This window comes from Eikenella corrodens (genome assembly GCF_003990355.1).
Classification (GTDB): Bacteria; Pseudomonadota; Gammaproteobacteria; order Burkholderiales; family Neisseriaceae; genus Eikenella; species Eikenella corrodens_B.
This window is the reverse complement of sequence record NZ_CP034670.1, coordinates 26,957-52,311: the sequence shown is the minus strand read 5'-3', so window position 1 is coordinate 52,311 and position 25,355 is coordinate 26,957. Positions and strand designations below refer to the sequence as shown.

Sequence of the window (25,355 nt, the reverse complement as noted above, 5' to 3'; positions counted from 1 at the left end):
TTTTACAGCTCCTGCTTCAACATACCCAGCATCTGGGCATGTTTGTCGGCATTAATCTCGCTGCACAAAATCTGTTCAGCACCTTTAACCGCCAGCACAGCCACCTGCTCGCGCAAGGCTTCGCGCGCCCGATTCACTTCCTGTTCCACATCGGCCTTGGCCTGTGCCGTAACGCGGGCAGCTTCATCTGAGGCTTGCTTTTTGGCATCTTCAACGATTTGGGAAGCCCGTTTCTCTGCGTTAGTAATGATTTCGGCAACTTGGTTGCGACCCTCAGCCATGAGTTCGGCAACACGCCTTTCAGCTTGTTCAAAATCACTTTTCCCACGCTCGGCAGCAGCCAAACCCTCGGCAATCTTGCTGGCACGCTCATCCAAAGCCTTGGCGATGGGCGGCCACACGAATTTCACGGTAAACCACACCAACAGGCAGAAGACGATTATTTGTATGATTAAAGCTGAATTAATATTCACTTTACTCAACCTTCACAGTTAGGGTTAAACAAACTTCGGACGTTTGTATCTTTCTAACCTCCGGCAAACGGATTCACGAAGGCAAACAGCAAAGCAACGGCCACGCCGATCAGGAATGCCGCATCGATCAAACCGGCAATCAGGAACAATTTGGTTTGCAGCGGCTCAATCAACTCGGGCTGGCGGGCAGAGGCCTCCAGATATTTCGAACCTACGAGAGCGATACTGACCGCAGCAGCCACCGCACCGAACGCAACGATCAGGCCGCAAGTGATGGCCAATGCACTATTCAAATCCATTTGAAACTCCTTATCTAAAAGTGAAAGTTAAACTACTACGAAAAAACAACAAACTACTAATGGGAACTATGCGCCTGGCCGATATACACGAAAGCCAAGGCAACGAAAATAAATGCTTGCAACACAATAACCAAAATATGGAACACCGCCCAGATAAACCCGGCCAAAATATGGAAAAATGCCAATACGGGGTCTATCCAAGTAACTGCCCCACCTGGCATCGCCCAAGCACCGCCTAACATAGCAATCAGCAGGAACACCAATTCGCCGGCATACATATTGCCGAACAACCGCATACCGTGCGAAATGGTTTTGGAAGAAAACTCTACCAGATTCAGAATAAAATTGAACGGAGCCAGCCAAATACCGAACGGAGCCGTAAACAATTCGTGAATCCAGCCGCCCAATCCCTTAAGCTTGATATTAAACATAAAACAGGTAAGCAATACCCCGATCGACATACCCAAAGTGATGTTCAAATCCGCAGTAGGCACCACGCGAAGCAAGGCATGATGATTGCCGGTTGCATGCTGCCAAATCCACGGCAATAAATCCACAGGCAACAAGTCCATAGTGTTCATCAGGACAATCCAAACAAACAGTGCCAAACCCAATGGCGCCACTATTTTACGCGATTGCTCGTTGTGAACGATGCCCTTGCACAAATTGTCGATGAACTCAAACAAAATCTCCACGGCGGCCTGAAAGCGCCCCGGTACGCCCGGCGTAGCCTTGCGGGCGGCGTACCACAGCACCAGCGAACCGAGAACAGCCAAAAAAGACGCAATAAAAAGGGAATCTATGTTTACAAACGAGAAATCGGCAATATTTTGCAGATCCTGTCCTTTGCTCACATCCGACAAACTGGTCAAGCTTTGCAAATGGTGCTTGATGTAGTCGGCTGCGCTCATGCTTTCACCGGCCATACTTTTTAACTTTCCAAAATATCAATAACACCGCATGACTCACCGCACCCAGCCCGACGATAAACGGAACGAATACGATGTGTCGGCGGTAAAAAACGAACACCAGCGTCATTAACACGAGCGCCAGTACTATTTTTAAACTTTCTCCCAGCCAAAATGCGCTGCCGCGCCATTTCGGGAACTTTAGAAAAAACCTTAAAACCAGTACCGCCAAGATGGTGGGTACAGCGTAACATAAACAGCCCAACGCTGCCGACTTGGCTGCGACTGCGCCGGAAAACACCCAAAAAACAGCAATAAGTATCGCCGTGATTGCCAATTGGAGATAAATTGTTGCTGTCATACAGCCATCTTCACACACTAAATGTTAGCTCTTTAAATATAAGCAAAAACGACAACAAAGTCAAGAAAAGTGTTAATTCTTGTCAAACAATATCAATATTTAAAGCATTAAAGGCTACCTGAAAACCATGCAGGCATAATTTCCAAGCACCTAAAATCTCAAGCAAGCCTTTGCTCAATCAGGCAACTTCACATCCAACTGCTGCATCAGCCGCGCAAAAGTTTCCGGGCTGTCGAAATGCAACACCACCTTGCCGCGCTTGTGGTTGGCCGTTTGCACTTCTGCGCGCACCCCCAGCTTTTCCGTAAGCGCCTCGTTCAGGTAGCGTATATCGGGGCTGACGGTTTTTGATTTCTTCTCCTGGGGCACCTGTTGCGCCAGCTGGCTGCGCCGTTCCACCTCGCGCACCGACCAGCCGTTTTTTACCGCCTTCTGCGCCAATGAAAGCTGCTCCATCACCGGCAGCGGCAACAAGGCCCGTGCGTGCCCCATTTCCAGCTGGCGTAAAAACAGCATTTCCTGCACCGGCTCGGGCAAAGCCAACAGGCGCAGGCTGTTTGACACCGCGCTTCGGCTGCGCCCTACTGCCTTGGCCACAGTTTCGTGCGTGAGGCCGAATTCGTCCACCAAACGCTTCAAACCCTGCGCCTCTTCAATCGGGTTGAGGTTTTCGCGCTGGATATTTTCAATCAAGCCTATCGCCAGCGCCGCTTCGTCGCCAATGCTCTTAATCACCACCGGAATTTCGGCCAAACCCGCCAGCTGGCTGGCGCGCCAACGGCGCTCGCCGGCAATCAGCTCGTATTGCGACAGGCCGTGCTCGCGCACGATAACCGGCTGGATTACGCCCTGCGCCTTAATTGAATCAGCCAGTTCCTGCAGGCCTTCGTCGTCCATTTGCGAACGCGGCTGGTAGCGCCCCGGCTTGATGTCGCGCACCGGCACGCTGGTCAGCCTGTCGCCGCTGCTGTCGCCCACCGCGCCGGCCAACAAAGAATCCAAGCCCCGGCCGCCGAGGCCGCTTTTCGGTTTTGCCATTTATCTGTTTCCTAATCTATTTATTTTTTCAGGTAGCCTCTAAGGTAAGGAAGAAGGCTACCTGAAAATCCCAATTCAAAATCGCGCGTATTCTAACACAGCGCCCATGCCGCTAAAAATCGCCCCACAAGGCCTGCATCGCCGCCAATGTCGCCAGCGCCGCCGTTTCCGTGCGCAACACCCGTGCGCCGAGCTGCACCGCCTGAAACCCGTGCGAGCGTGCCAAATCCTCTTCTTCTGCCGTCAATCCGCCTTCCGGCCCAATCAGCAACACCGCGCTTTGCGTCGGTGGCAGGCTGCGCAGCGGCACACCGCCGTGCGGGCTTAGCAGCAGCCGCGCCCCTGAGTCGGCCGGCAGTGCAGCCAGCACCTGCGCCAAATCGGCAATCGGTGCCACAGGCGGCACTTCGTTGCGCCCGCATTGCTCACAAGCCGAGATAGCAATTTCCTGCCAGCGCCGCACCTTTTTCTCCGACCGCTCGCCCGAGAGCCGCACATTCGAGCGCGTGGAAACCGCCGGTACGATACGTTTTACCCCCAATTCCGTGCCCTTTTGCACCGCAAAATCCATCTTTTCCGAAGCCGATACTGCCTGAATCAGCGTAACCGCCAACGGCGATTCGCGCGTTTCCGTGAGCAATCGATCCACACGCGCCAACGCCTGTTTGCGCCCGATTTCCAGCAATTCCGCCGCCACCGACTGCCCCTGCCCGTCAAACAACACCAGTGGCGCACCCGCCTGCAAGCGCAGCACTTGGATATGTCGGCACACATTTTCAGGCAGCCTCAGCACCTCGCCTGCAATAAAAGTTTGCGGAACATAAAAACGCGGCATCTGTTGTTTACCCCGAAAAATGGTTAATATCCCATTTCTATCAGAAAAGCATCAGGAAGGAAAGATTTTGCTCAACCGTTTAGCAGAACTGGTTCGCGAAGTGGCGCAAACCGCCGTGATGCCGCGTTTTCTCAACACCGCCGTCAGCACCAAAAGCGACGGCACCCGCCTCACCGAAGCCGACCTGCACGCCCAAGCCCTGTTTGCCCAAAAACTGCCGCAAATCATCGACTGCCCGATGCTGGGCGAAGAAATGAGTGCCGACGAACAACACGCCATATGGCAGCATGCCGCAACCGGGCTGTGGGTAGTCGACCCCATCGACGGCACCAACAACTTCATCAACGGCCTGCCGCACTTCGCCCTCTCCGTGGCCTACATCCGCCACGGCCGTGCCCAGCTGGGCGCTATTTTCCACCCCATGATGCAGGAAATGTTCACTGCCGAACGCGGTCACGGCGCATGGCTCAACGGCCGCCCCCTGCCCCTGCGCCACGCGCCGAAAAAGCTCAACGAATCCATTGCGGGCGTGGAAGTGAAATACCTGCGTTCCGGCAAACTCGCCAGCCGCATGCAAACCCTCCACCCCTTCGGCTCGCAGCGCAGCATGGGCTCCAGCACGCTCGACTGGTGCTACCTCGCCGCAGGCCGCTACGACCTCTACCTGCACGGCGGCCAAAAACTGTGGGACTACGCCGCCGGCGCCCTGATTTACGAAGAAGCCGGCGGCCGCCTGGCCACGCTGGAAGGCGACGACTTCTGGAGCGGCGAACACGTTTTCAAACGCTCCGTCATCGCCGGCCTGCAACCCGACCTGTTCGACCGCTGGTTGGCCTGGATTCGGGCAAATCAATAGGCAGAAAGGCTACCTGAAAAACCGGACGGGTATATGGCAAAGCAATTTATAGTGAATTAACAAAAACCAGTACAGCGTTGGCTCGCCTTGCCGTACTATTGCTTCAACGTTGGCTTTGCCTTGCCATACTTCTGTGTTACCCGGTATCGAAAACAATTTGGCTGGTTATGAATGCTGCCCTAGCCCCAATGGAAAAGGCTACCTGAAATTTCAGGTAGCCTTTTGGTTGGGGGTGGCATCCTCCGGCAGGCAGTCTGCTCTTCGGAGAAATCAGATTGGGGAACCTGCCCTGTGGTTTGCAGTTCGGATACTGGTATCCGGCAAAATCTTCGAGGTCTCAATCTTGTTTGATTTATAGTGAATTAACAAAAACCAGTACGGCGTTGGCTCGCCTTGCCGTAACGTGTGTACTGTCCGTGGCTCGCCGCCTTGTCCTGATTTTTGTTAATCTACTATATGGTTGCCACCCCGGATGTTGGATTTTCGAATCCGGCATACGGGTTTCAGGTAGCCTTTGTTTCAGCCGTTCCAGTAGTACCGAACAATATGGAAAAACACCGGTGCGGCAAAGCAGATGGAATCCACGCGGTCGAGCATGCCGCCGTGGCCGCGGATCATGTTGCCCCAGTCTTTCACGCCGTAGTCGCGCTTGATGGCAGACATCACCAGCCCGCCGAAGAAACCCATCAGGCAAATAGTGAAACCGATGGCGGCAGCCTGGCCGTGGCTAAACGGGGTAATCGGCGACATCAATGCGGCAAGCGCGGTGGCAGACAAAATGCCGCCCACCGTGCCGGATATGGTTTTAGACGGAGAAAGCGAGGGCATGATTTTGGCGCCGCCCACCAGTTTGCCCCAAACGTATTGCAACACGTCTGAAGCCTGTACTACGCCAATCAGGAAAATCAGCAGCAGGATATTGCCGCTGCTGTCGAAGCCGTCTAAGTTCAGAAACATCAGGGCAGGCACATGGGAGAGGCAGAAGATGCAGATCATCGCCATCCATTGCGTTTTGGCGGCGCGTTCGAGGAAATGGGCGGTTTGGCCGCTCAGGCTGGCGATAATCGGCAACACCAGAAAGCCGTACACGGGGATGAAAATGCTGAACATGCCGTACCAGCCGTCATAAACAAAATAATATTGCACCGGCAGCAACAGGTAGAAGCAGGTTACCATGCTGTAATAATCGCTGCGGCGGCGATAAACGAGGGTCATGAATTCGCGCAGGGCGGCAAACGAAATCAGGAAAAACAACACCACCGTACCGGTTTTGCCAAACCAAAATGCGGCCAGCAGCACCAGTGTCATCAGCCACCACGCGTAGATGCGGGCGTTGAGGTTGGCGATGGTGGCATTGCCTGCGCCGTTTTTGCGTTTCAGCCATTGCCCGATGATGCTGGCGAAAATCAATACGGCAAATACGCCGGTGAAGATATAGCTCACCTGCGGGGTGAGATGGGCGGCGGTTTGTTCGGTAATGATTTGGCTGGATGTGTTGGCAAAGCTCATGATGCTTCTCCTTGGTTTTGGTGCAGTTCAGCGTGTTCGTTTGGATGCACCTTGTTGCCCTCATTTGGACGAAGCTCACTCCGTTCGCTTTCAGACGGCTTCAAAGCCAGCAGGGCTTCGCGGCTGCGGGCGAGGAAGGCTGCTTTGTCTTCATCTTCGTGCAGGGTCAGCGGTTCGCCAATGTGGACTTCGCACAACAGCGGCACGGGCAGCACTTTACCTTTGGGCAGGACGCGGTTGATGTTGTCTATCCATATCGGCACAAATTCGGTATCCGGTTTGCTTTTGGCTAGATGGTAAATGCCTGATTTGAATGGAAGCAGAATTTCGTTTTCGTCCGTATTGCGAGTGCCTTCGGGGAAGATAATCAGCGAATCGCCCGCTTGGAGCGCGTGGTTCATCTGCTCGGTAATCAACTGCGGATTATCGCTGTGGCGCGGAATCAAGAGCGCGTTGAAGACGTTTTGGATGATGAAGCGTTTGAGTTTGTTGGTCAGCCAGTAATCCGAACCGGCAACGGGGCGCGTCGAAAGCCGCCAGCGGCGCGGCAGGGAAATCCACACCAACAAAAAATCACCGTGGCTGCCGTGATTGGCGTAATACACTTTCTGCTGCGGGTTGAACGCCAACTCGCGCGAGCTTTTGGGTTGGACGCCGGTGAGGAAGGATACCGACAGGCACAGTGCTTGGTCGGTGAGCCAGGCAAGTTGTTTTTTAATGAAATTTTTCATGGCATCAATGGCATTAGAGAAGTTGGATCAGGAAAATTGCTGATTGTGCAGCGGTTAGATACAAGCTTTTGCGCCACAAGGCGATTGCACCTGATACACGCTGTGGCATATCACGGCTGTCGGTAACACGGCGTAAGCCGATTTGCCGTAAAGTTTGGTCGAAGGCTTCTGGCGTGTAGCGGCCGTCGGCAAAATCTTGGAACACGCGGCGGTCGAATTCGATGCGGATATGGCAGTATAACAGCGCTGCGGCCAAAATCAGCTGCACTGCCGACCACACGCCGCCCTGTTGTGCGGACAAAGCCAGCAGCAAGGCATTGAACATGGCAGTATAGCGGGCGGTGGCGAGTAGTCGGGCTGTAATCAGGCTGTCGGTTGTTGGTATTGTGTTCATGGGTTTTCCTTTTGATCTGCGCCGAAGTTTTTCAGGTAGCCTGCCGCCGCTTCTACTGCCTTTGCCGTTTCCGGCGGCAGCACCATCTGCGGGCGGGTCTGTTTCAGTTCCGCCGTTGCTTGCGCCAAATCCCGGCAACCGCCGTAAACCAGCAGCCAAGTGAGTATTACGGCTGCGCTGCGCCCGTAGCCAAGCGCGCAACAGGTCAGAACCTTGCCGTGTTGCCGGCGCAATGCTTCCAGCAACGAAGCCGCCTGCACCAAATTGTTTTCAGACGGCGTAACCATGTCCAGCAGCGGCAGAACGCGGTATGCGCCGCGATAGCGGGGGCGGGGATATTCGGCGCATACGTCCAATATGGCGGGGAGGCCGTCTGAAATTGCCAGGGGTTGCGGAGATTTAGCTTGTGAAGCGGATTTTTGTGGCAAAAAATGGTAGATGCAAGGCAAAAAGCGCAGCAAGGTTGAACACCTTGCGAGCATTTTTAACGCAGCAGATGCCGTTTTTTTCCCAAAAACTCCGCCACAATGCTGAATCTCCGCAACCCCTGAGATACTGCCAATCAACACATCATCGCGTACCTGCGCCGTCTTCGCCTTGCCGCGCAGCCAGTACGCCATGTTCAGCCGTACACCCGCCAGATAAGGCAACAGCAAAACCGTTGCCGCTGCCGATAAGCTGCCGTCTGCCTGTTTTTGGAACACCGCTGGGTTACCGGTCAAATAGGCGAAAGCGACCACCAATAACGATACGCTAACCCACAAAGTCCACAGCCATGCACCGCCGAGTAGGGCAGGCAGAGCCGACAATACCGCGCCGGCAAGATACAGCATGGCGATTTTGATTTTGCGGGAACGTGTTTCGGGAGAAGTTTTAGCTTTATCGGAACTCAACCGTACTTTGCAAGATGCCGTTTTCAGGTAGCCTGTTTGCCCGTCCGGCGCTACTTCAGGCAGATTTCGCCACCTAAAAGGCGAGACGCCGCGTTGCGGTATGGCCCATAGCACCAGCCAGCCCAGCAGCGCGCCGGTCGGTACGTCGATAAAATGGTGTTGGTAAGTCGTCAGCACCGACAAAGCAATCAGGCTTTGCCACAACAACAGCGGCAAATGGATTTTGGGGAAGCGCACCCAATAAAACGCGCCGACAATAACTGCCAGTGCAATATGCAGCGACGGCGCTTGGTTGTATGGCAAATCAAACGCGACCAGCGAATCAAACAGCCAGCCCGACAGCCCGCTGGTGGGCGGCTTCGGCCAGCCGAAATGCAGCGGAAACAGCAAGAAGCAAACAGTGGCGACGATTTGGGCCGCCACCAGCCGTGCGATGTAGCGGTTTTGTTCGCACGCATCTCGGCAAAGGAAAAATGCCGCCGCATACATCAGATTCAACGACCAATACGGCACAATCGTCCACGCCCAAAACGGAATGCCGCGCTCCCACGCAAAAGCGATTTCCGGCACATAGGCCAGTGATGCCGCGTAATGGTTGGACAGGCCGTAGCTGGTGTAGAACAGCGCGCCGACCAAAGCAAGCTTAAGTAGAGAGGCTTTCAGGGTGGGTTTCATGGCGTGGATTATAAACGTTCGGTGCAAATCAGATGAAATCCGCTTTCAATACAAGGCATGCTGATGTGGTGGCAGAAAGTAAGTTAAATTTCCATATCGGAAGCATAATATTATTTTACTATCATGTTAGTTGCATATTCTTGCCGGAGGAATACAATAGCGCCCGCTGCCAGGCAGATTATTCATTTGCATCAGAGCAGCTCAGGCAGCTTTGAGGCTACCTGAAAAATTTCTTGATGCTCAATTAGGAGTCATAACGATTATGAAACTATTATCTGTTGTTACTGCGGCTGCACTGGCTGCCGTTTCCCTGAGTGCTGCGGCTGCTCCCGCCGGCATGGTTTCTTATTCTTGCGACAACGGCAAACAGTTGAACGTGCTGTATGAGTTCAACCGCCAAGGCAAGCCGGTAAGCGCTGCGGTGAATGCCGCCGGTACGCAGGTGAACCTGACTTATAACAGAAGACAGTCCGACAGCACCGGTACTACCTTCAGCAACCGTCGCGGTTACTCTCTGTCTGCCGGTTATATCGACAAAAACACCCACACCACCTCCGACGTGGTGGGCTTAACCGCTCCTGGCGGCCGTTTCGTGGTGAAAAACTGCTCACCTGTAAATGCCGGTAATTAAGATTTCTCGATAAAAGGCTGCCTGATTTTCAGGCGGCCTTTTCTTATTTTATTTTTTCACCGCCAGGCTCACGGTGAAAATACCGTATTCGTCTATCCATTGGCGGATTTTTTCAAATCCGGCTTTCTCGACCAGCTGATCCATTTCCTGCTGGCTGCGGCGGCGCATTACCCAGTTCGGGCTGCCCGCTTTGTGGCTGGTCAGTGCGCGGGCAATCATTTCAAGCTGCGGATGCCACGGCTGGCCGGTGTAAATCAGGTAGCCGCCTGCTTCAATCGCATCGCCGAAGCCGTAGAGCGAGTTCAAAATCAAATCATTGTCGGCAAACAATTCGTGCAGACCGGAAACGATGCCCAGCGTGGGGCGGGGCTGTAAATCCTGATAATTGGCGCGGTCGTAGGCATTGACTTCGTCGAAGGTAACCGTGTCTTGCAGGCCGCGTTCGGCAATCAGCTTGCGTCCGGCTTCGACGTTAATCGGGCTGTAATCGCGCAGGCGCATGGAATCGGGCAACGTGTCGGCAGTCAACGCATCGAGCACATAGCGACCGTGTCCCGAGGCAATATCGAGAACGTGTACCGGTTTGCCCGCTTCGCGCAGCTTGGCAGAGGCTACCTGAATCGCTTTGCCGATATTGATTTTGCGTTGGCGGATGCCGCGCCAGCCGATGGCGTTGAGATAGTGTTTGTCCACCGCCACACCAAAGGCGTTGCTGCCCTGCGGCTGGTTGCGGTACACATAATCGAGCGTACTGCCGGAGTCATAGCCGGTTTCCTTGCCGATTTTCAAACCTTCGCTCCAACGTGCGCCGAGGTCGAGGGAGGCACGGTAAACCGCCCAAAATGCGCCGCGCGGCGACCAGATGGGTAAAGGTGTGGCCAGTTCGTCGGCTTCACGGCGGCTGTCGCCGTGTAGGTGCTCTTGGGTCAGATCAACCGGTAGGGGTGAGTTGTCGAAACGCTGGCGGATAAAGCGGCGCATTTCGACAAAGGCGATTTCACGGTTTTGCTCGCCCAAGGTGTCGTGATAGAAGCCGGGCAGGATATGGCGTTCTTTGATGCGGCTGCCCAGGCGGTTGTAGAAATCGTGTTGCGGTTTGTGATGAACCACCCAGTCGCTGCCCGAAATCAAAAGCTGCACGGGCGTGGTAATGGCTTGCGCGTCGGCGACGACGCGTTCGGCAGCCTCATACAAACCAAGCAGGATGCGCACGGAAATGGCGCGGGCGATGAGTGGATCGTTGTCGTAGCTGGTTTGGCGCTCTTTGTTGTGCGTCAGGTAATGGGCTTTGACGTAGCTGTTTACAAAGAAATTGCCGCGCAATTTCTGCATGATTTTCAGACCGGTGCGAGCAAAAGGAACGTAGAGTTTGACTTTGAATGCGGGCGATGCCAATACGACGCAGCGGATTTTCGGCGCGTAGTCGTGCAACCAAGTGGAAACCAATACTGCGCCGACGCTTTGCGCGATCACGCAAATGTTTTCGGGTTTGATGCCGTATTCGCTTTGGATGTGGCGGATAAAGTCGTCCACATCGGCAACGGAAGTGCCGATGCTCGGGCTGTCGCCGCGTTCGCCGGGGCTGTGGCCGTGGCCGCGCGCGTCCCATGCGAAATAGGCAAAATCGTCGAAACCGAGTTCGTCGGCAACAAACATCATCCGGCCGGAATGCTCGTGGCCGCGGTGGAACAGCACGATGGCTTTATCGGCCGAACCGTCGGCAGCGGGGCGGTAGCGGTAGAAAAGTTCGGTACCGTCTTGGGTGGCGAAGTGTTTTTGCTGTTCCTGCATATGTGTACTCCTTGGTGAGATACATTTTATAGTGAATTAACAAAAACCAGTACAGCGTTGTCTCGCCTTGCCGTAACGTGTGTACTGTCTGCGGCTCGCCGCCTTGTCCTGATTTTTGTTAATCCACTATAAAGAGGCTACCTGAAAATCGGTTGGGTGCGTTTTCAGGTAGCCTTTAACATTAAGATTGGCTGCCCAAACGTTTGTCCGGGCGGGTAAACAGGAAAATGAATAAGGAAGTGAGCGCGCCCAGCGTGTCGGAGAGCATGTCTTTTTGCGCGTCCCAAATATCGCCTTGCGAGCCGAGCACTTCGATGCCGGCCTGGCCGCCGTCGATTACGGCATACTGCCATTCGATGATTTCGTAAGTGGCGGCCACGCTCATGATGAAAAACAAGGCAAAGAACAGGGCAAGCGGTAGGCGGCAGAGTTTGCGGTGCAGCAGCCATTCGGCCATCGGGTAGGCGTAGAAGCCGATGATGTAGTGGCCGACGCGGTCGAAATGGTTGCGCCCTTCGCCTAAAAACGGGGCAAGCAGGCGGTTGGCCCAATCGAAGGGCACGTCGGCGAAGGTGTAGTGTGCGCCGATGGTGTGCATAATCAGCCAGAAGCTCATGAACACATAGGCCAGGTTGCTAAAGCGGAACAGGCGGTAAGTGGCAATGAGCGCGATAAATATGGCGGACACGGGGACGATTTCGGCATACCAAACGGCACGGTCGGACGGGTTGATGCCCGACCAGACGATGAGTGCGGCGATGAAAACGGCGAGGAAGAGGGGGACGATGGGGAAGGATTTTTGCATAGGGTTGATGTGTGGAAGGGAATAAATGTTGATTGGTTCCAATCTTGCCGGGATTTTCAGGTAGCCTTTTCTTTGTAGGAGGCTGCCTGAAAATCAATAATTCAAATTCCTTTGAAGGTGTTTCAGCATCACAATCACAAACAGGGCGGTTGCGAAGGATAGCATAAACATCAGCACTGCGGCCGGAATCGAACGCGGGATAGACTGCACGGCCGTCACCAGCAACCAAACGGTTGCCCCGGCAAAGACCAGTGCGGCGGTGCTGAAAAAAGCCACGGCAAACCAAGCCCAGATTTTGGTAACGCAGCGTTCAAAGCGGCTGTATTGTCCGCTTTCCCGCACGGCTTCTAAATAGGCATCTAAGAAGACCAAGCCCACACAGATGGCGACACCCAGCCACAGCCCTTTGCTGTGCCAACCGGTTATCCCGGCGAAGCGATAAGTGTAGATAGCGATAAGTAGCAGCAAAAATACCGTCCATGCATTGAATACTTTTTTCATAATTGGATTTTCAGGTAGTCTTTAAACCGTTGATGATGCGCCGATAGCAGGTGTAAGCCAATGCCGCGCAGGCCAGCCACATCAGGGCGTAGTAAGCGATATGGAAACTGCCAACTGCCGCATACCACACCGCCAGCGCGCCGATGAAGAAGGCACGGTCGCTCTTGCCGAACGGGCCATCATAACGCCGCCCGTTGCCGTGTACCTGCCCCAGAACGCCGCAAAATTCCGTCATGGCCGCCAGCCAAATAAACAGGGCAATCTGCACGCCGCCGAATGGGGCGATAAAGGCAAAAGGCAGATACAGCGCGGCATCGGCGGCTACGTCGGTGATTTCGTTCAGGTAGCCGCCCAAGGCCGACTGTTGGCCAAACTCACGTGCCAACATACCGTCCACCGCGTTCAACGCCATGCGCAGAAACAGCCACACGGGCATGAGCCAAAATAACGCCGGAAGGTGCGCCAAGCCGGATAACAACAACCCGAGCGCAATCGATACCGCACAGGCGAACACGGTTACCTGATTGGCCGTTACGCCTTTTTGATACAGCCGCCGCACCAACGGGCGCAGCAGGTTTTGGAATTTGGGTTTGAGGGCGTAGATGCTCATGGTGGGCAGTCTCAATGGTGGGTATGGTTGTATTATAGATGAAAGCAGTAAATGGTTGCTGTTTGTTGGGTATCGAAATGAAGCAATTGGCCATATTTTTGGCAAGTGCTGGTAGCAGGATGGGTGCGTTTGTCTGAAATGGTACAACTGGGTTTGTAAGCTGATGGATAATGGGGTTTAGGAATTGTCAGGAATTTGTATATAAGGGTAAAATACGCGGATAATTCAACCCGATGATTGAGCTGCATCGCAGATTGTTGGGGGTATTGATAAATATAGTGAATTAAATTTAAACCAGTACAGCGTTGTCTCGCCTTGCCGTACTATGTGTACTGTCTGCGGCTCGCCGCCTTGTCCTGATTTAAATTTAATCCACTATAGTTTTTGAAAGCAACACCGCTGGAAAGGGAAAACAAAAATGTTGATGGCGTTTGTATTGGGATTTTGGTGCCTTTGGATGGGTGACCGTGAGCCGAGCGTATTGTTGGAGGGGCTGTTTTTTGCCATTATCGCTATTGTAGCCAACAGCTTCATGCAGTGGAAAGTGCCTGACCCGACTACGGTTTGGACGCTGCAGTGGGGCTTGGTATGGGTGTGGGCGGCCGTGATGATGTATTTGGTGGATAAATTCGGCACCAACCTCGGGGTGCGTCTGGCTGTGGCCGTGGTGGCCGGCGGCGGTTACTTTTGGCTGGAGCAAAACGGCTGCAGCCTGGCTGCCGGCTGGTTGGGAGTCCAGGCTGAATGCGTACAAAAAGCAGCGGTTACGGCTTCGCAATTTAAATAAACACCGCAGCCGTGCGGGTTTGAGTAAGGCTACCTGAATTTTCCGTTTCGCAGAAACGTTGTATTCTCAGGTAGCCTTTTGTATTGCATTGGCGTTATTTGTGCATCTTTGGTGGTTTGCTGTTTTGGCTGAGCCATATGCTGTCGCTACCAGGTGCCATTTATCGCAAAGGCTACCTGAAAATCTGCTAGGGTCTCAGGTGGCCTTTTGTTATGCCGAGGAGGTATGTATAGTGAATTAACAAAAACCAGTACAGCGTTGACTCGCCTAGCCGTAACGTATGTACTGGCTGCGGCTCGCCGCCTTGTCCTGATTTTGTTAATCCACTATATGTGCCGGGGTTCGGTTGGTTATTGTTGCCAATTCACGATAAATTGAGTCTGCATCAGGTCAAGCTGGCACAAATGGTTCATATAAAACGGCATAGGCGTTTTCAGGTAGCCTATGCCGTTTTGATGCCTGTCGGAATGAGCGGCTGCTTATACCACGGCTTCTTCTTTCTGTTTCTGTGGTTTGTGGATGTTTTCGCGAGTGAGGCCGAAGAAGAGGAGCAGCGGGCTGGCTACCAGTACGGAGGAGTAGATGCCGAACACGATACCGATGGTGAGTGCGATGGCAAAGCCGTGCAGGGCCGCGCCGCCAAATACCAACATGGATACCACCATGGCTTCGGTAGAACCGTGGGTGATGATGGTACGGCTCATGGTGGCGGTGATGGCGTTGTCGATAATCTGCGGGATGGTTTTGCCGCGCATGGCGGGTTTGTGGATATTCTCACGGATACGGTCGAACACCACCACCGATTCGTTCACCGAATAGCCGAGCACGGCCAGGACCCCGGCCAGCACGGTGAGCGAAAACTCCCATTGGAACAGGGCAAAGCAGCCGAGAATCACCACCACGTCGTGCATATTGGCGATGATGGCGGATACGGCGAAGCGCCATTCGAAGCGCACGGAGAGGTAGATGATGATGCCGACCACCACCATGCCCAAGGCCAACAGGCCGTGGGTAACCAGCTCTTCGCCCACCTGCGGGCCGATGAATTCAACTTTGCGCAGGCTGGCGTCGGCATGGTCTTTGCGCAGCAGTTCCAATACGTTGTTGGAGAGCTGGGCAGAGGTCATGTCTTGGCGGTTGGGCAGGCGGATCATCAGCTGCTTGTTGGTGCCCAAACTTTGCACTTGGGCTTCGCCCATTTTGAGCTCGTTCAGGCGGGTGCGCACTTGGTTCGGGTCGGCGCCTTCTTTGGCGTATTGCACCTCGATAACGGTGCCGCCGGTGAACTCAACCGAGTAGTTGAGCCCTTTGGTGACGAGGAAAAACACGGCTGCAATGAAGGTAATCAGCGAAATCAGGGTAGTGATTTTGCCGTAGCTCATGAACGGGATGTCGTGTTTCAAACGGTGGAAGAAATCCATCTTAGTGCTCCTTGGCGGTAGGCAGGATGATGCCGATGGACAAATTACTCAGTTTGCGGCGGCGGCCATACCAGAGGTTAACGAAGGTACGAGAAACCACCACGGATGAGAACATGGAAGTGAGAATGCCGATACAGTGCACCACGGCAAATCCGCGCACCGCGCCGGAACCGAACACCAAGAGGGCAATACCGGCAATCAGCGAGGTGATGTTGGAGTCGACAATGGTGTCCCAAGCGTGGCGGTAGCCTTCGCTGATGGCCTGTTGCGGGCTGATGCCGTCGCGTAGCTCTTCGCGGATACGCTCGTTAATCAGCACGTTGGAGTCGATGGCCATACCGAGCGTGAGCGCAATGGCCGCAATGCCGGGCAGGGTGAGCGTGGCTTGCAGTAGCGACAAGATTGCAACCAGGAACAACAGGTTGGCAGTGAGCGCCAGTACGGAGAAGACGCCGAACAGGCGGTAGTACACCACCATAAAGGCAGCCACAACCAAGAAGCCCCACAGCGTGGAGTGGAAACCTTTTTGGATGTTTTCCTTACCCATAGACGGGCCGATGGTGCGCTCTTCGATGATTTCCATCGGTGCGGCCAGCGAGCCGGCGCGCAGCAGCAGCGCGGTGTCGTTGGCTTCGGCCACGTTCATGCTACCTGAAATCTGCACATTGCCGCCAGGAATCGGTTCGTTGATGGTCGGCGCGGTAACGATTTCGGCTTTGCCTTGGTCGATCAGGATCATGGCGGTGCGACGGCCGACATTGTTGCGGGTCAGGTCGGCGAAAATGCTGGTGCCGGCGTTATCGAGCTTCAGGTTTACCGACGGGCGGTTGTCGTGGGTGAAGCCGGCTTGGGCATCGTTGATGTTGTCGCCGGTGAATTCCACTTGTTTGCTCACCAGCAGTTGGCCGCCTTCGGCAGTGGGCAGCAATTCATAGCCGGCCGGCACGTTGCCGGCTTCGGCCTGTTGCAGCAGCGCGGGGTCGTCGGCCACCATGCGCACTTCCAGCGTGGCGGTACGGCCGATGATGTCTTTGGCTTTGGCGGTGTCTTGTACGCCGGGCAGCTGCACCACGATGCGGTCGGGGCCGGCCTGCTGGATAATCGGCTCGGCCACGCCCAATTCGTTCACGCGGTTGTGCAGGGTGTTGATGTTCTGCTTCACGGCGGCATCACGGATTTGCGTTTGGGTGGTTTCGGGCAGGCTCACCACCAAGTTGTTGCCGTCCGCCCTCAATTCCGCATCCGGTGCGGTTTCTTTCAGCTTGGGCAGGGCGGCTTGCAGGGTGGCTGCATCTTGGAAGGGCACAATCAGCGTGTCGCCGCTGCGGCGCATATTGCCGGTGCGGATTTTGTCTTTACGCAGCTGGCGGCGGAAATCGCCGGAGATGCGGTCGAAGGTTTTGTCCACTGCCGCGCGCATGTCCACGCGCATGGTGAAGTGCACGCCGCCGCGCAGGTCGAGACCAAGGAACATCGGGTTGGCGCCGAGTTTGGTCATCCAGTCGGGCGTATTGGCAATCAGGTTGAGGGCGATGATGTAGTTGTCGCCCAATTTCTGCTCGATAACGTCGCGGGCTTTGCTCTGCAACTCTTCATTGGGCAGGCGCACGCGCAGGCTGCCGTCGGCGATAAACATGCCGTTGTGCTGGATGTTGGCTGCCTTCAGCGCCTCTGCCACGGCTTGTTCGGTGGTTTGATCGATGTGGATCGACTGGCGGTTGGTGGAAACCTGCACGGCGGGGGTTTCGCCGTAGAGGTTGGGCAGGGCGTAGATGGCGGATACAACGATAACCAGCCCAATCAGCAGGTATTTCCAAAGCGGATAACGGTTCATAACGGGCTTTCAGAAACGGAAAACGGGCAGCGTGGCCGGAATGCGGCTGCTGCGCCGTAGGAAAAGGTTAGCTGTCGAGCTTTTTGATGATGGCGTCGCGGTGGAACTCGACCACGGTGTCGGGGGCAACTTCCAGGCCGATGATTTCTTCGCCGATTTTGGAAACTTTACCGATCATGCCAGCACCGGTCATCACTTTGTCGCCTTTTTTCAGTTCGCTGAGCATCTCACGGCGGCGCTTCTCGTCACGCTGTTTCGGCCGGAGAATCATGAAGTAGAGCATGGCGAAGAGGAAAATCAGCGGGAGGAAACTCTGCACGGTGCTCATCAGGTCGGGCTGAGCCGCGGCGGCGAGTGGGAAATGCAACATGGGGCAAGACTCCAAAAAGAAAATGGAAAAATGAAAGTGTGCCATTGTAAACGGGCGGCGGGGTTTTTCCAACCCGTGGAATGGAAATTTAGGCGCGCTTGCCGTGGGGCAGGGGATTTTGTGGCGGACGGGTGTGCGGCGGGCTGAAATTTTGTCAGCTTGGGCTTTATCCCTATCCCTATCAGCGGTATTAACACAGGCTACCTGAAACAATCTGCGGCATTGCGGATAGGGGTTTCAGGTAGCCTGTTATAGTGAATTAACAAAAACCGGTACAGCGTTGGCTCACCTTGCCGTAACGTGTGTACTGTCTGCTGCTCGCCGCCTTGTCCTGATTTTTGTTAATCCACTATAAATTTTCAGGTAGCCTTCCTAAGCGCTGGAAAGGCTACCTGAAAATATTCCTGCGCGGGTTTGGCTAATCTAAGGCCAGATGCTGTGCACTCACGCCTTCGGTCGATACGACAAGGCAGCCGCCTTCTTTGCCATACCAGTCTTGTAGCACGAAACGGGTGAAGCTTTGACCGTTGGGCAGGGTGTGCCGGTGGGTGGCCGGGCGGTGGGTGTGGCCGTGGATAAGATCGGCGCCGGGGTGTTGCGCCATCAGGGCGGATACCGCTTCTTCGGTTACGTCGGAAACGGCGCTTTTGCCGTTTTCAGCTTTGCCGCGCTCGCTCATCTGGCGGATTTGCTGTGCCAGCAGGCGGCGTTCGGCCAGGGGCTTGGCGAGGATGGCGGCCTGCCATTGCGGCTGGCGCGATTGGGCGCGGAACTGCATATAGGGCAGGTCGGCGGTGCAGAGTTCGTCGCCGTGGGTGATGAGGTATCGGCGGCCGTAGAGGGTAAGCGGATGCTGCTCGGGCAGCAGGGTCATGCAGCTGCGGCTGGCGAAGTCTTGGCCGAGCAGGAAATCGCGGTTGCCGGGGATGAAATATACGGGTTTGTGTTGGGCGAATGCTTTTAATTCTGCGGCGATATGGTCGTTAAAGGGAGAGTGGTCGTCGTCGCCCACCCAGGCGTCGAACAGGTCGCCGAGGATGTAGAGTGCATCGGCGGTGTTTTGCCAGTGGTGCAGCTGGCGCAGGAAGAGTTCGGTGAGCTCGGGGCTGTGCTCGGAGAGGTGGAGGTCGGCGATAAAGATGGTTTGGTTCATGGTTCAGGCGAAGATTTCGGAATAACGTTCGGGGGAAAAGCCGATGTAGACGCGGCCTTGGTGTTCGAGCACGGGGCGTTTGATCACGGAGGGCTGTGTCTGTATCAGGGCGATGGCGCCTTCGCGGCTGTCGGCGGCAGCTTGTTCGGCAGGACTGAGTTTGCGCCAGGTGGTGCCTTTTCGGTTGATGAGAACGTCTGCACCAACGGCATCGAGCCAGCGGGCGAGCTGTTCGGGCGCGGGGGCCTTAGTTTTGAAATTAACGAAGGCGTGGGGCACTTGCTTTTCGCTCAGCCAGGAGCGAGCTTTTTTCACGGTGGCGCAGTTGGGGATGCCGTATAGGGTGGTCATTATTGTGTATAATCCTTAAGTTTTCACCCCGCCATTGTACGGGCAGGATGTTTTTTTGTCATGGCACAAGCCGTGCCGGGCAGATTTGATTTTGGAGGCTTTATGAAACATTGGATATGGGCGGCCCTGGCGGCCGGTTTGCTGGCCGGTTGCGGCGCGCAGGAAGCGGGCAAGGGGCAGTTTCGGGATGTGCTGGCGCGTTATGCGGAAACCAACGAAGTGTGCCTGCCGCTGGCTTTGGATGCCGACGGGGCAAACGCGCCGCTGCTGGGCTCGGAGCGGATTGCACTGCCGCGCCGCAATGCGGAAGACAAACGCATCAACGAAGCGGCCGTTAAGCAGATGCGGGCTTTGGAGAGTGCCGGTTTGTATGAGCGGCTGAAGGAAAACGATGACGATGCGGCGCTGGTGTTCGTGCTCACCGAAAAAGGCCGCAGACACACCCGCACCAGCCTAAACGGCCCGCTGTTCTGCCTGGGGCGCGAGCATGTGGATAAAGTGCAGTACTACACCGAACCGGCCACCAACGCCGCCGGCCTCACCGTATCCCGCGTGGTGTATGAAGGCGGCATCGAAATGGACGGCTGGGGCAAGCGCCTGATACGCCAAGGCAGCGAAGCCTGGCAGAGCCGCCTGCCGCTGAAGCGGGTGGAGCAGGCCACGCTGGTGAAAACCAACGACGGCTGGCACGATATGCGCGAACTGCCGCCTGCCGAAGGCGTGGCGCAGACCGCTCAGTAGCAACGGTTTCAGGCTACCTGAAAACAGAATGGCACACTAAAACGGCGGCATGGAAATGCCGCCGTGTACTTTTCTAAGTGAGATGTCGGACTTAAGAATCCGATCTGCGGTTGTCATACAGTTTTCAGGTAGCCTTTATCGTGCCGCTTTAAAACGTTTTTTGCGAATCCAGCAAAATGGTTACCGGCCCGTCGTTGCACAGGCTGACCAGCATGTGGGTGCGGAAACGGCCTTCGGCCACAGTCACGCCGTGGCCGCGCAAGAGGGCGGCTACTTGCTGATACAGCGCTTCGGCCTGTTCGGGGCGGGCGGCTTGGGTGAAGGAAGGGCGGCGGCCGTTGCGGGCGTCGCCGTAGAGGGTGAATTGTGATACCAGCAGCACTTCGCCACCGGTGTCTTTCACCGACAGATTGAGTTTGCCGGCTTCGTCTTCAAAGATGCGCAGGTGGGCGATTTTGTCGGCGATATAGCGGACGTCGGCCTCGTTGTCTTCGCCGCCCACGCCAAGCAGCACGCACAGGCCGTGGGGAATTTGGCTGAACGGGGCATCGGGCGCATCGGCGGCGGTGATGTGGGCATGGCTGACTTTTTGGATAACGGCACGCATGGTTTCAGGTAGCCTTTCTGGTTGTTCCCAAGAGGTAGGGTGCGGCTTGGCCTTGCGTATGGGTATGCTGCCTACGGCTTGCCGCTTGGTTGCCTGCCTATTGCTGGGATGATGGTTTATAGTGGATGGATAAACAAAAGGCTACCTGAAAATAGTGCAGAGCCGGTTTTATAGTGAATTAACAAAAACCAGTACAGCGTTGGCTCGCCTTGCCATAACGTGTGTACTGTCTGCGGCTCGCCGCCTTGTCCTGATTTTTGTTAATCCACTATAACTTCGTTGGCGCTTTGCTTTCAGGTAGCCTTTTCTCGGCGGGCGCTTAAGCCTCGCCTTGTTCTTGGCTCGGGCTTTCGGCTGAGGTTTGGGTTTCGGCGGCTTGTGCTTCGTCTTCCTCTTCTTCGGCTACGCGCTCGAGGCTGACGAGGGTTTCGCCTTCGTCCAGGTTAATCAGCTTCACGCCGGCGGCGGCGCGGCCGGTTTCGCGGATTTGTTCCACCTTGGTGCGGATGAGTACGCCGCCGCTGGTGATCAGCATCAGGTCGTCGCTTTCGCTCACCAGGGTGGCGGCCACTAGGTCGCCGTTGCGCTCGCCGGTGTTGATGGCGATGTTGCCTTGGCCGCCTTTATTTTTGCGGCTGTAGCTGGCAATCGGGGTGCGTTTGCCGTAGCCGTTGGCGGTGGCGGTGAGCACTTGCAGTTCGCTCTGCTCGCACTCGGGGGCGAAGGTGATGAGGCTGACGATGCGGCCGTTCTCGGGCAGTCTCATGCCACGCAGGCCGCCGCTGCCGCGGCCGCTGGGGCGTACGCCGTGTTTGCCGCTGATGGGGGCGCTTTCGGCGTTGTCGTCTTCCTGGCTACCTGAAATTTCGGTGTCGTTGTCGTCGCCGGTTTCTTCGTCGTCGCTGCTGCGTTCCCAATATTCGTTGAAGCGGATGGCTTTGCCGAGGTTGGAGAAAAGCATGATGTCGTTGCGGCCGGAGGTGCGCGCCACGCCCACCAGGCTGTCGCCTTCTTTGAGGGCGATGGCTTTGATGCCGACTTTGCTCACGTTTTTAAACGCGGAAAGCTGCACTTTTTTCACCACGCCCATGGCGGTGGCGAAGAAAACGTATTCGTCTTCGGGGAAGTCGCGCACGGGCAGGATGGCGGAGACTTTTTCGTTTTCGTCCAGCTGGATAACGTTGTTGATCGGGCGGCCGCGCGAATTGCGCCCGCCTTCTGGCAATTTATAAACTTTAATCCAGTGGCAGCGGCCGTGGTTGGTGAAGCACATCAGGTAGTCGTGGGTGTTGGCCACAAACAGGGTTTCGATGAAGTCTTCGTCTTTGGTGGCGGCGGCCTGTTTGCCGCGCCCGCCGCGCCGCTGGGCTTGGTAGTCGGTGGTGGGCTGGGTTTTGATGTAGCCGCCGTGGGTGAGGGTAACCACCATTTCGCGCGGCGGAATCAGGTCTTCGTCGGCAATATCGCCGCCGAACGGGTTGATTTCGCTGCGGCGCGGATCGCCGAAGTTGGTTTTGATTTCGATGAGCTCATCGCGGATGATTTGGGTGATGCGCTCGGGCTTGGCCAAAATATCCAGGAAATCGATAATCTGCGCCATGATGGTTTTGTAGTCGGCGAGGATGGTGTCTTGGTCGAGGCCGGTGAGGTTGCGCAGGCTCATGCGCAGGATAGCGTCGGCTTGCAAGTCGCTCAAATAATAGCCGTCTTCGCGCAGGCCGAGGTTTTCAGGTAGCCCTTCGGGGCGCGCCATATTCAAATCCAAATCGGTGCGGCTGAGCATGTCGCCCACCAGGCCGGACTGCCACGGCCGTGCCAGCAGTTTGGCTTTGGCATCGGCTGCATCGGCGGATTCTTTGATGAGCTGAATCATCGGGTCGATATTGGAAAGCGCTACGGCTTTGCCTTCGGCGATGTGGCCTTCGTGCCGCGCTTTTTTCAGGCGGAACAGGGTGCGGCGGGTAACCACTTCGCGGCGGTGGCGCAGGAATTCGGCCAGAATCTGCTTCAGATTCAACAGGCGTGGTTGGCCGTCGACCAGGGCCACCATATTGATGCCGAAGCTGTCTTGCAGCTGGGTGAGTTTGTAGAGCTGGTTGAGCACGACTTCGGCGTTTTCGTTGCGCTTCAGTTCGATCACCACGCGCATACCGGATTTGTCGGATTCGTCGCGCAAATCGGAAATGCCTTCCAGCGTTTTCTCGCGCACCAGCTCGCCGATTTTTTCCACCAGTTTGGCTTTGTTTACCTGATAGGGGATTTCGTCGATGATGATGGCTTCGCGCTCGCCGTGTTTGCCGACGGGCTCGATATGGGTTTTGCCGCGCATCACCACGCGGCCGCGGCCGGTGCGGTAGCCTTCGCGCACGCCGGCGAGGCCGTAAATGGTGGCGCCGGTGGGGAAGTCGGGGGCTTTGATGGTGTCGATGAGCGCGTCGATAGAGGTATCTGGATCGGACAAGAGTTGCAGGCAGGCGTCCACCGTGTCGCCCAAATTGTGCGGCGGGATGTTGGTGGCCATGCCCACGGCAATGCCGGCCGAGCCGTTGGTTAGCAGGGCGGGGAAGCGGGTGGGCATCACCAGCGGCTCTTGTTCGCTGCCGTCGTAGTTCGGGCCGAAGTTTACGGTGTCTTCTTCGATATCGGCCAGTATTTCGTGGGCGATTTTCGCCATGCGGATTTCGGTATAACGCATGGCTGCCGCGCCGTCGCCGTCCACCGAGCCGAAGTTGCCCTGGCCGTCTACCAGCATATAGCGCATGGAGAATGGCTGCGCCATGCGCACGATGGTGTCGTACACCGCGCTGTCTCCGTGCGGGTGGTATTTACCGATAACATCGCCCACGATACGGGCGGATTTTTTATAAGACGAGTTCCAATTGTTTTTCAACTCGTGCATGGCGTAGAACACGCGGCGGTGCACGGGTTTCAGGCCGTCGCGCACATCGGGCAGCGCGCGGCCGACGATTACCGACATGGCGTAATCGAGATAGCTTTTGCGCATTTCCTCTTCGAGGCTGACGGGGATGGTTTCTTTGGCAAACCGGTGGTCGTGGGTGCTGCTCATGGAGATTTAAAGCCCAATCGATTAAAACGCGTTATTTTATCACATAATCAATCATCAAGACGGCTGCCATAGATAAATACATACTGCATAAATAGAATTCATCTTTTGGCAGCCGTTATATTTCCGCAATTTTTAAAGGCGTTCCGCAAAACACTATTTCAGCGGTTTGAGAATTTTACCGCGCCGGATATAGATTTTGGTCATCTGCTCAGAGGTGTGGCCGAGTTGGTCGGAAGCGCTGCGGGTATCGGCAGCTAAGTAAATATCCGTGGCGGCTTTGGCTCTCAAGTCGCGGAATTGGAATGCGGATAACTCTGCCGCCAGTTCAGGCCGCTGCTGCATGACGGTTTTTCTCAACTCTAAAAACTGCCTGCTTAGGGCGGCGCGGGATAGTGGTTTCCCGTGGCTGTTGAGAAACAGGTAGCCGTTATCTTGGTGGATGCGGTCGATGATTTCTTTGAGCTTACCGCTGATTTCAAAACGCAGCTTGGCACCTGTTTTCTGCTGGCTGATATGCAGGATGCCTTCGTGGATGTGGCTGCTGTGAATGCCGACTATATCGACAGGGCGCTGGCCGGTAATGTAGGCGATGTCCATTAAATCACGCATCTGCTGGCCGGCGGCCTGATAGACGGCCTGATACAGGTAATCCTCAATATAAACCTCACGGCGCTTCTTGCTGTGCTTCTTGACGTTGCGGCAGGGGTTTTCTTTGCTTGTCCAGCCCTGCTCTCTGGCATAGTTAAAGATGGCGCTGAGATAACCGATTTCGTTATTAGCTCCGCCTGGGGTGTCTTTGCGCCAGTCGAGATAACGGCGGACGTGTGCCGGTTCGATTTCATCCAGCGGCGCCGGGTTCTCCCCGCCGAAAAACTTAGACAGCTTGCGCACGGCGTTGTTGGCGCTGGAAATGGTGTTGCGGCTGCGGTGGCTGATGATATTCTGCAGGTAGCGTTCGGCTGCAACTGGGAAGGTAACACGGGCGGACTTGGGCAGTTTGGCTGCTTCGAGTTTGCCCCACTCTTGGACGGCGGCAATGTAGTCCGTGCCAAGCGGGATTTCTTTGCGCCGCCCGTCTTCCCGCCCGTCGTAGTAGTAATAGACGGTGGTCTTGCCGTTTTTGCGGGTGCGTTTGCGTGCCAGCATCCTGTCCGGCAGGTTGCTGTTGGCGCTTCGTTTCCTGCCCATGATTACTACCTCCTAGACTGCCGGCTGCCACCTGGGCTTATCCGGCTTATGTTTTTGCGGTTTGCCTTCCAGCACGCTGCGGCTGACAACAGGGTAGCCTGCGGCATTGGTAAAAAACGGAATGCCGTTTTTGCGCAGGGTTTCTGCCTGTTTTTTCGGTTGTTTGCGGCTGGTTAGTTCGATGATTTCTTCGCGGGTTAAAAAGGTATTGGTCATGTTTCCCCCTTCAAATAATAATCTTGATGATGGACTGTTCGCCGTCCACTTCTTCCAACCCGTCTAATTCGCGCAATCCTTGCATGGCTACCTCGTACAATATCTGGCTAAGGTTTTCACGGGTTACGCCTTCGCCCGTTATCTTGGCTTCGCGGATTTCGTACTCCGGCTTGCCTACCAGCTTCAGCCATATTTCAAACCGGTACTTTCTGGGCTTGTCAAAGATGCGCTTGCGTTTCACGGGGTCGGCAAAGTCTCCGAACATCTCGGATGTGTCCTGGAATTCGCGGTAGGTATCTGCACCCACCAA

The 25,355-nt window shown here is 55.5% G+C and carries 28 protein-coding genes and 1 pseudogene; 4 read left to right on the top strand and 25 right to left on the bottom strand.

Translation table 11 applies throughout. The features are described 5' to 3' along the window. Positions 1 to 2: 2 nt before the first annotated feature. The 6 genes from ELB75_RS00375 to ELB75_RS00350 all read right to left on the bottom strand — a co-directional run bounded on the left by ELB75_RS00375 (position 3) and on the right by ELB75_RS00350 (position 3,914). Complete coding sequence (locus ELB75_RS00375) at positions 3 to 473, bottom strand: F0F1 ATP synthase subunit B (protein WP_126982204.1); 471 nt, start codon at positions 471 to 473, stop codon at positions 3 to 5. 53 nt (positions 474 to 526) lie between these two features. After that, on the bottom strand, positions 527 to 772 hold the full coding sequence (atpE, locus tag ELB75_RS00370; RefSeq protein ID WP_126982203.1) for a F0F1 ATP synthase subunit C: 246 nt from the start codon (positions 770 to 772) through the stop codon (positions 527 to 529). A 56-nt stretch (positions 773 to 828) separates the two neighbouring features. After that, entirely contained in the window at positions 829 to 1,698 is an 870-nt protein-coding gene (atpB, locus tag ELB75_RS00365; protein WP_126982202.1) for a F0F1 ATP synthase subunit A, read from the bottom strand. Beyond that, positions 1,688 to 2,041, bottom strand: a complete 354-nt coding sequence (locus ELB75_RS00360; RefSeq protein ID WP_126982201.1) for an ATP synthase subunit I — start codon at positions 2,039 to 2,041, stop codon at positions 1,688 to 1,690. Before ELB75_RS00360 ends, atpB begins: the two co-directional genes overlap by 11 nt. Positions 2,042 to 2,215: 174 nt before the next feature. Continuing rightward, complete coding sequence (locus tag ELB75_RS00355; RefSeq protein WP_126982200.1) at positions 2,216 to 3,079, bottom strand: ParB/RepB/Spo0J family partition protein; 864 nt, start codon at positions 3,077 to 3,079, stop codon at positions 2,216 to 2,218. A gap of 112 nt (positions 3,080 to 3,191) precedes the next feature. After that, complete coding sequence (locus ELB75_RS00350; protein WP_126982199.1) at positions 3,192 to 3,914, bottom strand: 16S rRNA (uracil(1498)-N(3))-methyltransferase; 723 nt, start codon at positions 3,912 to 3,914, stop codon at positions 3,192 to 3,194. 67 nt (positions 3,915 to 3,981) lie between these two features. Between ELB75_RS00350 and ELB75_RS00345 the strand changes: the two genes are divergently transcribed. Beyond that, positions 3,982 to 4,770, top strand: coding sequence for an inositol monophosphatase family protein (locus tag ELB75_RS00345; protein ID WP_164726752.1), 789 nt, complete (start codon positions 3,982 to 3,984; stop codon positions 4,768 to 4,770). 519 nt (positions 4,771 to 5,289) lie between these two features. Here the strand turns inward: ELB75_RS00345 and ELB75_RS00340 are convergent. From ELB75_RS00340 to ELB75_RS00325, 4 genes are read right to left on the bottom strand one after another with little or no spacing between them, the layout of a single operon-like run. Further along, positions 5,290 to 6,279 (bottom strand): phosphatidate cytidylyltransferase, encoded by a 990-nt coding sequence (locus ELB75_RS00340; protein ID WP_126982197.1) that lies wholly within the window; start codon positions 6,277 to 6,279, stop codon positions 5,290 to 5,292. Next, on the bottom strand, positions 6,276 to 7,010 hold the full coding sequence (locus ELB75_RS00335; protein WP_126982196.1) for a lysophospholipid acyltransferase family protein: 735 nt from the start codon (positions 7,008 to 7,010) through the stop codon (positions 6,276 to 6,278). Before ELB75_RS00335 ends, ELB75_RS00340 begins: the two co-directional genes overlap by 4 nt. A 13-nt stretch (positions 7,011 to 7,023) precedes the next feature. Then, a complete protein-coding gene (locus ELB75_RS00330) occupies positions 7,024 to 7,404 on the bottom strand; it encodes a hypothetical protein (protein ID WP_126982195.1) in 381 nt (126 codons plus the stop codon). Continuing rightward, positions 7,401 to 8,972, bottom strand: coding sequence for a phosphatase PAP2/dual specificity phosphatase family protein (locus ELB75_RS00325; protein WP_126982194.1), 1,572 nt, complete (start codon positions 8,970 to 8,972; stop codon positions 7,401 to 7,403). The genes ELB75_RS00330 and ELB75_RS00325 overlap by 4 nt, the downstream gene beginning before the upstream one ends. A 262-nt stretch (positions 8,973 to 9,234) precedes the next feature. On the opposite strand from ELB75_RS00325, the gene ELB75_RS00320 reads away from it, so the two are divergent. After that, a complete protein-coding gene (locus ELB75_RS00320) occupies positions 9,235 to 9,603 on the top strand; it encodes an ACP-like domain-containing protein (RefSeq protein WP_064088859.1) in 369 nt (122 codons plus the stop codon). Positions 9,604 to 9,651: 48 nt separating this feature from the next. Here the strand turns inward: ELB75_RS00320 and ELB75_RS00315 are convergent, their stop codons facing one another. From ELB75_RS00315 to ELB75_RS13145, 5 genes and pseudogenes are all read right to left on the bottom strand, one after another. Continuing rightward, entirely contained in the window at positions 9,652 to 11,394 is a 1,743-nt protein-coding gene (locus tag ELB75_RS00315; RefSeq protein ID WP_126982193.1) for a bifunctional alpha/beta hydrolase/class I SAM-dependent methyltransferase, read from the bottom strand. Between the two features lie 181 nt (positions 11,395 to 11,575). Next, positions 11,576 to 12,199, bottom strand: coding sequence for a DUF2238 domain-containing protein (locus ELB75_RS00310; RefSeq protein ID WP_126982192.1), 624 nt, complete (start codon positions 12,197 to 12,199; stop codon positions 11,576 to 11,578). 93 nt (positions 12,200 to 12,292) lie between these two features. Then, on the bottom strand, positions 12,293 to 12,700 hold the full coding sequence (locus ELB75_RS00305) for a hypothetical protein (protein WP_126982191.1): 408 nt from the start codon (positions 12,698 to 12,700) through the stop codon (positions 12,293 to 12,295). 10 nt (positions 12,701 to 12,710) lie between these two features. Beyond that, on the bottom strand, positions 12,711 to 13,310 hold the full coding sequence (locus ELB75_RS00300) for a CDP-alcohol phosphatidyltransferase family protein (RefSeq protein ID WP_126982190.1): 600 nt from the start codon (positions 13,308 to 13,310) through the stop codon (positions 12,711 to 12,713). A 270-nt stretch (positions 13,311 to 13,580) separates the two neighbouring features. Continuing rightward, positions 13,581 to 13,690 (bottom strand): annotated as a pseudogene (locus ELB75_RS13145) (IS5/IS1182 family transposase); the annotation flags it as partial. A 38-nt stretch (positions 13,691 to 13,728) separates the two neighbouring features. Between ELB75_RS13145 and ELB75_RS00295 the strand changes: the two are divergent. Continuing rightward, a complete protein-coding gene (locus ELB75_RS00295; RefSeq protein WP_126982189.1) occupies positions 13,729 to 14,097 on the top strand; it encodes a diacylglyceryl transferase in 369 nt (122 codons plus the stop codon). Between the two features lie 479 nt (positions 14,098 to 14,576). Here the strand turns inward: ELB75_RS00295 and secF are convergent, their stop codons facing one another. The 5 genes from secF to ELB75_RS00270 form a co-directional block, all read right to left on the bottom strand. Next, positions 14,577 to 15,518: a protein translocase subunit SecF gene (gene secF, locus ELB75_RS00290; RefSeq protein ID WP_126982188.1), complete on the bottom strand. Its 942-nt coding sequence runs from the start codon at positions 15,516 to 15,518 to the stop codon at positions 14,577 to 14,579. Position 15,519: 1 nt separating this feature from the next. Further along, entirely contained in the window at positions 15,520 to 17,352 is a 1,833-nt protein-coding gene (secD, locus tag ELB75_RS00285) for a protein translocase subunit SecD (RefSeq protein WP_126982187.1), read from the bottom strand. Between the two features lie 67 nt (positions 17,353 to 17,419). Beyond that, positions 17,420 to 17,722 (bottom strand): preprotein translocase subunit YajC, encoded by a 303-nt coding sequence (gene yajC, locus ELB75_RS00280; RefSeq protein ID WP_126982186.1) that lies wholly within the window; start codon positions 17,720 to 17,722, stop codon positions 17,420 to 17,422. 418 nt (positions 17,723 to 18,140) lie between these two features. Continuing rightward, the gene (locus ELB75_RS00275; protein WP_126982185.1) at positions 18,141 to 18,875 is read right to left on the bottom strand and encodes a UDP-2,3-diacylglucosamine diphosphatase; all 735 of its coding nucleotides are present in this window, start codon (positions 18,873 to 18,875) and stop codon (positions 18,141 to 18,143) included. Between the two features lie 3 nt (positions 18,876 to 18,878). Continuing rightward, positions 18,879 to 19,226, bottom strand: coding sequence for an arsenate reductase (locus ELB75_RS00270; RefSeq protein ID WP_126982184.1), 348 nt, complete (start codon positions 19,224 to 19,226; stop codon positions 18,879 to 18,881). A 102-nt stretch (positions 19,227 to 19,328) separates the two neighbouring features. Here ELB75_RS00270 and ELB75_RS00265 point away from each other — a divergent pair, with 102 nt between their 5' ends. Next, complete coding sequence (locus tag ELB75_RS00265; protein WP_126982183.1) at positions 19,329 to 19,967, top strand: hypothetical protein; 639 nt, start codon at positions 19,329 to 19,331, stop codon at positions 19,965 to 19,967. Between the two features lie 148 nt (positions 19,968 to 20,115). On the opposite strand, the gene dtd is transcribed toward ELB75_RS00265, so the two are convergent. From dtd to ELB75_RS00240, 5 genes are all read right to left on the bottom strand, one after another. Next, positions 20,116 to 20,574 (bottom strand): D-aminoacyl-tRNA deacylase, encoded by a 459-nt coding sequence (dtd, locus tag ELB75_RS00260; RefSeq protein WP_126982182.1) that lies wholly within the window; start codon positions 20,572 to 20,574, stop codon positions 20,116 to 20,118. Between the two features lie 319 nt (positions 20,575 to 20,893). After that, positions 20,894 to 23,641, bottom strand: coding sequence for a DNA gyrase subunit A (gene gyrA / locus ELB75_RS00255; protein ID WP_126982181.1), 2,748 nt, complete (start codon positions 23,639 to 23,641; stop codon positions 20,894 to 20,896). A 153-nt stretch (positions 23,642 to 23,794) separates the two neighbouring features. Beyond that, on the bottom strand, positions 23,795 to 24,829 hold the full coding sequence (locus ELB75_RS00250) for a tyrosine-type recombinase/integrase (RefSeq protein WP_126982180.1): 1,035 nt from the start codon (positions 24,827 to 24,829) through the stop codon (positions 23,795 to 23,797). 12 nt (positions 24,830 to 24,841) lie between these two features. After that, on the bottom strand, positions 24,842 to 25,045 hold the full coding sequence (locus ELB75_RS00245) for a DUF4224 domain-containing protein (protein WP_064084432.1): 204 nt from the start codon (positions 25,043 to 25,045) through the stop codon (positions 24,842 to 24,844). Positions 25,046 to 25,055: 10 nt separating this feature from the next. Next, positions 25,056 to 25,310 (bottom strand): hypothetical protein, encoded by a 255-nt coding sequence (locus ELB75_RS00240; RefSeq protein ID WP_241236093.1) that lies wholly within the window; start codon positions 25,308 to 25,310, stop codon positions 25,056 to 25,058. Positions 25,311 to 25,355: the final 45 nt, after the last annotated feature.